Source organism: Methanolacinia paynteri (genome assembly GCF_000784355.1).
In the GTDB taxonomy this organism is placed as follows: Archaea; Halobacteriota; Methanomicrobia; order Methanomicrobiales; family Methanomicrobiaceae; genus Methanolacinia; species Methanolacinia paynteri.
The window spans coordinates 1935-6910 of the sequence record NZ_KN360937.1 but is presented as its reverse complement, the minus strand read 5'-3'; the positions used below and the strand labels follow the sequence as shown (position 1 = coordinate 6910).

Sequence of the window (4976 nt, the reverse complement as noted above, 5' to 3'; positions counted from 1 at the left end):
CCCCTTCCCGGCGATGTCCGGGGCACTCCCGTGAACCGGCTCGAAAAACGCGTATTTTTCGCCTATGTTCGCACTCGGCAGCATCCCGAGGCCGCCAGTTAGATACCCGGCAGCGTCACTGAGAATATCGCCGAAGATGTTCGTCGTAACGATCACGTCGGAATCTGCGGGATGCATAAGAACGTCGAGTGTAAGGGCGTCGATGTATGCCGTTTTCGCGGAAACGCCTTCCTCAGCCGCAACTGAAAGGCATGTGTCCCTGAAGAGGACGTCCGACTTCAGGACGTTCGCCTTGTTGCCGATGACGAGCGAGTTCCTCCTCTCCTTCGCAAGACCGCAGGCACACCGGGCGATCCTCTCGCTCCCCTTTCTTGTCACCACCCGGAGGGTCGTCGACCTCTCAGTCCCGATCTCCTCGATCCCGGAGTAGAGCCCTTCGGTGTTCTCCCTTACGATCATAATATTGAAACCGTCACCACAAACCGGCCGGAGATTTGCATAGAGGTCGAGCTCCTTTCTGATCCTGAGCAGGACGCTGGAGTAGCAGGGGTCCGGGGGTGTCGTCACCGCTCCGAAGAGGATCGCGTCCGAATCCTTAAGGGACTCAATATCTTCATCCGTGCAGGCCGCACCAGTCCGCTTCCATTTCTCGTACCCGAGCTCCACGTCGAAGAACTCTGCACCGGGAAGGAGCATCTCAAGAATTCGGCGGGCGACAGGGATGACCTCCTTCCCGATCCCGTCTCCGGGCGCAACCGCGATCCTCATTCGCCTGGCTCCTTCTCCCTGTATGCCGCAACGACTGCAAAGACCGCATCGGCGATATCCTTAGGCGATGCTCCCCAGTGGACGATCCATCCTGCCTTCCCGTCGACTTTCCCGGCTCTCTCGGAGCGGCAGCACCTTGCAACGAACGGCTCCTCTTCCGCACGATCGGCGGGGCATGTATTGATGACCTCGAAGCCGTCCCCGTACTCCTCTGCGAGAAACTGCCTTGCTGTCAGGCACCCGGCGATCCTCTCCCCCTGCTCCGGCCTGTCGTTGTCGAGTGTCTTCTCGAATCCCCCGGCCCTGCACGGGTAGACCTCCGCCTCGATCTTCTCTATATCGACGATGTGGTGAACGAACTCGATCTCCTCCTGCCCGAAGAGTCCGGCAGCTTCGAGTTTCTTCGCGGTCTCGGAGAGAACAGCGACCGGAGGTTTCGCATCGTAGAGATGAACCTTCAGGAGAACCGAAGGATCGGGATCGATCACGAAGCTCATGTGCTCGTCGATTCCCCTGAAAATCACAGCCTTCTTCCCGGTCGATGCGGCTTTTTTGATCAGGTCCGCCCTGTTATGAAGAATGACCTTCTCCGGCCAGACCATCGTATCGGCAGCATCCGCAAGACAGGTATACTCCTCGATATCCCTCATCAGCCCCGTTCCGCCGGGAACGAACCGGACTTCGCCGATCTCGTATCCGCCTTCAGTCTCGACTATCAGGTACCTGCTCAGGAAGTACACCTTTTTGCCGAGCGGCATTCCCGAGGCATAGCCGACCTCCTTGCAGTGCCGGGGAAAGATCACTTCCTCCTCCCGAGATATTCGATAAGTCCTCCGGCCGCGATAATCTCGTTCATCCGGTCCGATAGCCGGACGCTTTCGTAACTCCGGCCGCCGCACTCCACCACTGCTTCTTCGAGATCGAAGAATACCTCGTCTCCTTCCCGGCATTCGAAATCGGCGACCTCGAAGAGCGGAATCCCGAGGTTGATCGCGTTCCTGAAGAAGATCCTTGCGAAGGACTTTGCGACGACCGCCTTCACACCCGCGGCCTTAAGCGCCGCTGCGGCCTGTTCGCGTGACGATCCGCAACCGAAGTTTTTCCCCGCGACGATCACCGAGCACGAAAGCCTCCCGACGATAGTCGGGTCGTAGTCCTCGAATGCATGTTCCGCCCAGAGATCTTTGTTCTTCGTCCGCAGGTATCTTCCCGCGATGATCATGTCGGTATCGACATCGTCGTCGACGCAGACGGCATGGCCCGATCCCTTTATTGAATTACTATCGCTCATCGGATCTCCTCCGGGTTCGCGATCTCGCCTTTAAGTGCACTTGCAGCGGCGGTCGAGGGAGAGCAGAGGTAATACTCTGCACCGACGCCCATCCTGTTCTTGAAATTCCTGTTTGCGGTCGAGAGGCCGATCTCTCCTTCGCCGAGAACACCCATGTGTGCACCGAGGCACGGGCCGCATCCCGGTGTTCCGATCGAACATCCTGCTGCGACGATATCCGAAAGGACACCTGTCTCTATGCATTTTTGGAGGACAGTCTTCGAGGCGGGGACGACGATCGTCCTGACTGCGATCTTCTTCCCCCTGACGATATCTGCAAAACGCTTCAGGTCCTCGTAACGCCCGTTCGTGCACGTCCCGACGAAGACCTGGTCGAGGGGCGTCCCCTCGTATTTATCGACCGGAACCGCATTGTCCACCCTGTGAGGTGCGGAGATCGACGGGACGATATCGTCGAGATCGAGGTAGAGCTCATCTGCATATGTGCAGTCCTCGGGCTCCTGCCGGGCCGCATCTTTCCCGAACTCCGCGAGGTACGACACGGTCTTATCGTCCGAATAGAAGAGTCCCGCCTTCGCACCTGCCTCGATCGCCATGTTGCAGATCGTAAGCCTCCCTTCCATCTCGGTCGTTTCGGCTCCTTCTCCCGTGAACTCGATCGCCCTGTAGGTCGCACCGTCCATACCGAGCCGGGTCACGTAGGTCAGTGCGACATCCTTCGGTTCGGCCCGTCCTTTCAGCCTGCCTTCGAGAATGACTCCGGTCGTCTGCGGAACCCTGAACCATGTCTCGCCAGTCGCCCAGATCGCCGCCATGTCCGTCGCACCGACCCCGGTCGCAAAAGCACCGAACGCACCGAGAGTGCAGGTATGCGAATCCGCACCGACGACGACCTCGCCGGGAAGGCACACCCCTTCGCTCATCACCTGGTGGCAGATCCCCTCGCCGATATCGCGGAAGTCGAAACCCGCCTCCTTTGAAAAATCCCTGAGTTCGTGCTGGAGGTTCGCCGTCTCGCTGTTGTTCGCCGGGACGATGTGATCGTAGATTATCGAGATCTTTTCCGGGTAACGGACCTTCGTCTGCATCCGAAGGAAGGAGAGAAGCGCCTGCAGGCCGGTTCCGTCATGAGCATACGCCCTGCTAAGTTCAAGATCCGTGAAGGAACCTTCGGGGGACCCCAGCAGTCTTTCCGATAATGTCGCCATTTCCCTCAGGCACACTCCTTCGATCTTTTGATGAGATTCAGAAGCATCTCGGGAGTGATAGAGCATTTCCCCGCACTTCGCTCCTTGATCTGCTCGAGCACCCAGTCGGTCTCCGCCGGTGAAAGTTCGCAGCCGAGGGTGCTTACGACATGTGCGAGAGCCTTCCTGCCCGTGTGCTTTCCGAGGACGAACTGCCTCTCGCCGCCGACCATCTCCGGCATGAAGTATTCGTATGTCGCCGGGTCTTCGAGGATCGCGGCGATGTGGATGCCGCTCTCGTGTGCGAATGCATGTTCGCCGACGACCGCCTTCGTCTTTGCGACCTGTATTCCCGAATACTCTTCGACCATCTTAGAGATCTCCTGCAGCTTCGTGAGGTCGTATCTTTCGATTCCGTTCTTCATCCGGAGGGCGACGAGGACCTCTTCGAGGCTTGCGTTCCCCGCCCTCTCGCCGATCCCGTTGACCGTCGTGTGGAGCTGAAACGCCCCCGCCTGTGCCGCAGTGAACGTGTTCGCACTGGCAAAACCCATGTCATTGTGGCAGTGAACGCAGAGCGGGTTCTTCAGCCCGGATTTGAGTTCGGTCACGATGTTGAAGATCTCCAGCGGCGTCATGCACCCGACCGTATCGGCGAAGCTGGAATATGCCGCCTTTCTCTCCGCACCCTGCCTGAACATCTCCTTCAGGAAATCCGTGTCCGTCCTCGACCCCTCTTCCGCCGAGAATCGCACGTTCAGCCCGTGGTCGACCGCGTAATCGACCATCCCGAGCGCCTGTTCGAGCATCTCCTCGCGGGACTTTTTGTACTTGATCCTCATGTGGAGATCGGATGTGGCGAAGAAGATGCTCACGAGATCGACGTCGCAGTCGATTGCGGCATCGACATCCTCGCGTACCGCCCGTGCAAGGCAGCAGATCCGTGCATCGAGCCCGAGGCCCTTTACCGTCTTCACGCACGCTCTTTCCTGTTCTGAGATGTTCGGGAATCCCGCCTCGATCACCTCCACTCCGATCTCGTCCAGCTTCCGGGCGATGTTCACTTTCTCCTGGCAGGTGAACGATACTCCGGGGGTCTGCTCCCCGTCCCTCAGCGTGACGTCGCATATCTCAACATTTAACTGCTTCATGACTCTCTCCTTCCGGGCACTGCCCGTAGACCAGAATAATCTCCGGCTTTTCTCTCTTCTCTTCAAGCTTCTCCGCGATGATCTCCATCGACCCGCCCCCGCAGTTCAGCCGCACAGGTGACGCCCAGTCAAGATAGGGGGCGATGTCTGCGACGGCCTTCATCCCTGTCATCGCGGCTCTCCGGTTCACGAGGACTATGCAGAGCACGGGCAGACTCTTCTGATATATGTCGATCAGGGAGTTCAGCCCCGAATGGAGTATGGCGTAATCGCCGAGAAGTGCAAGGCCGGTGCTCTTCGCCGCCACCGCAACGGACGATCCGAGCCCGTAGTTGGCGATGCCGAAGTTGTAGGGCGGATTTTTGGCGAGCAGCGAACAGCCGGTATCGCAGATAGCCTCCCTTCCGCTCCCGCTCGCGGCGATGGTTTCGAAGAGCGGTTTGTAGGGGCAGTTCGGGCAGAGTCCGCGTGAGTAGCCTCTCGATTCCATCGTCTCCGGCTCTTTGGTAAACGGAGGCGGTGTCGCTCCCCTGTGGTCCGCAATGAACTGCCTTCCGGTTTCACCTAATTTTCGATCCC

The 4976-nt window shown here is 58.7% G+C and carries 6 protein-coding genes; all 6 read right to left on the bottom strand.

Annotated elements, in window-relative coordinates:
• Nucleotides 1-768, bottom strand: a 768-nt coding sequence (locus METPAY_RS09670; protein ID WP_048151888.1) for an isocitrate/isopropylmalate dehydrogenase family protein, incomplete at its 3' end; no start/stop codon positions are given.
• Nucleotides 765-1571 carry a DUF7714 family protein gene (locus METPAY_RS09665; protein ID WP_048151886.1) on the bottom strand — a complete coding sequence of 269 codons (807 nt, stop codon included), beginning with the start codon at nt 1569-1571 and terminating at the stop codon, nt 765-767. The genes METPAY_RS09665 and METPAY_RS09670, both read right to left, overlap by 4 nt.
• The gene (locus tag METPAY_RS09660; RefSeq protein ID WP_084600792.1) at nt 1568-2059 is read right to left on the bottom strand and encodes a LeuD/DmdB family oxidoreductase small subunit; all 492 of its coding nucleotides are present in this window, start codon (nt 2057-2059) and stop codon (nt 1568-1570) included. Before METPAY_RS09660 ends, METPAY_RS09665 begins: the two co-directional genes overlap by 4 nt.
• Entirely contained in the window at nt 2056-3267 is a 1212-nt protein-coding gene (locus METPAY_RS09655) for an aconitase/3-isopropylmalate dehydratase large subunit family protein (protein WP_048151883.1), read from the bottom strand. The genes METPAY_RS09660 and METPAY_RS09655 overlap by 4 nt, the downstream gene beginning before the upstream one ends.
• Nucleotides 3268-3272: 5 nt before the next feature.
• Nucleotides 3273-4397, bottom strand: a complete 1125-nt coding sequence (locus METPAY_RS09650; RefSeq protein ID WP_048151881.1) for a homocitrate synthase family protein — start codon at nt 4395-4397, stop codon at nt 3273-3275.
• Nucleotides 4378-4976: thiamine pyrophosphate-dependent enzyme (locus tag METPAY_RS09645; protein WP_245611611.1), on the bottom strand; the 599-nt coding region annotated here is incomplete at its 5' end. The genes METPAY_RS09645 and METPAY_RS09650, both read right to left, overlap by 20 nt.

Bases quoted from the DNA above. Each gene is read 5' to 3' on its own strand.
- METPAY_RS09660 (WP_084600792.1), bottom strand. From the start codon at position 2,059: ATGAGCGATAGTAATTCAATAAAGGGATCGGGCCATGCCGTCTGCGTC.
- METPAY_RS09655 (WP_048151883.1), bottom strand. From the start codon at position 3,267: ATGGCGACATTATCGGAAAGACTGCTGGGGTCCCCCGAAGGTTCCTTC.
- METPAY_RS09650 (WP_048151881.1), bottom strand. From the start codon at position 4,397: ATGAAGCAGTTAAATGTTGAGATATGCGACGTCACGCTGAGGGACGGG.